Genomic DNA, 1093 nt, shown 5'->3' on the forward strand with positions numbered 1-1093 from the left:
CTTCATCACTAAAGGCCGCCTGTGCGGCTTTTTTTACGGGATTTTTTTATGTCGATGTACACAACCGCCCAACTGCTGGCGGCAAATGAGCAGAAATTTAAGTTTGATCCGCTGTTTCTGCGTCTCTTTTTCCGTGAGAGCTATCCCTTCACCACGGAGAAAGTCTATCTCTCACAAATTCCGGGACTGGTAAACATGGCGCTGTACGTTTCGCCGATTGTTTCCGGTGAGGTTATCCGTTCCCGTGGCGGCTCCACCTCTGAATTTACGCCGGGATATGTCAAGCCGAAGCATGAAGTGAATCCGCAGATGACCCTGCGTCGCCTGCCGGATGAAGATCCGCAGAATCTGGCGGACCCGGCTTACCGCCGCCGTCGCATCATCATGCAGAACATGCGTGACGAAGAGCTGGCCATTGCTCAGGTCGAAGAGATGCAGGCAGTTTCTGCCGTGCTTAAGGGCAAATACACCATGACCGGTGAAGCCTTCGATCCGGTTGAGGTGGATATGGGCCGCAGTGAGGAGAATAACATCACGCAGTCCGGCGGCACGGAGTGGAGCAAGCGTGACAAGTCCACGTATGACCCGACCGACGATATCGAAGCCTACGCGCTGAACGCCAGCGGTGTGGTGAATATCATCGTGTTCGATCCGAAAGGCTGGGCGCTGTTCCGTTCCTTCAAAGCCGTCAAGGAGAAGCTGGATACCCGTCGTGGCTCTAATTCCGAGCTGGAGACAGCGGTGAAAGACCTGGGCAAAGCGGTGTCCTATAAGGGGATGTATGGCGATGTGGCCATCGTCGTGTATTCCGGACAGTACGTGGAAAACGGCGTCAAAAAGAACTTCCTGCCGGACAACACGATGGTGCTGGGGAACACTCAGGCACGCGGTCTGCGCACCTATGGCTGCATTCAGGATGCGGACGCACAGCGCGAAGGCATTAACGCCTCTGCCCGTTACCCGAAAAACTGGGTGACCACCGGCGATCCGGCGCGTGAGTTCACCATGATTCAGTCAGCACCGCTGATGCTGCTGGCTGACCCTGATGAGTTCGTGTCCGTACAACTGGCGTAATCATGGCCCTTCGGGGCCA

General features: G+C 55.7%; 1 protein-coding gene. It reads left to right on the forward strand.

Features of this window, described 5'->3' with window-relative positions:
* The first annotated feature begins 48 nt into the window (after positions 1–48).
* Entirely contained in the window at positions 49–1074 is a 1026-nt protein-coding gene (locus E4K64_RS39935) for a major capsid protein (RefSeq protein ID WP_000063280.1), read from the forward strand.
* The last annotated feature ends 19 nt before the right edge of the window (positions 1075–1093 follow it).

The organism is Bradyrhizobium frederickii, assembly GCF_004570865.1.
Classification (GTDB): Bacteria; Pseudomonadota; Alphaproteobacteria; order Rhizobiales; family Xanthobacteraceae; genus Bradyrhizobium; species Bradyrhizobium frederickii.

What these genes read in the sequence shown, in the direction of transcription:
- E4K64_RS39935 (WP_000063280.1), top strand. Translation starts at nt 49, where the DNA reads ATGTCGATGTACACAACCGCCCAACTGCTGGCGGCAAATGAGCAGAAA.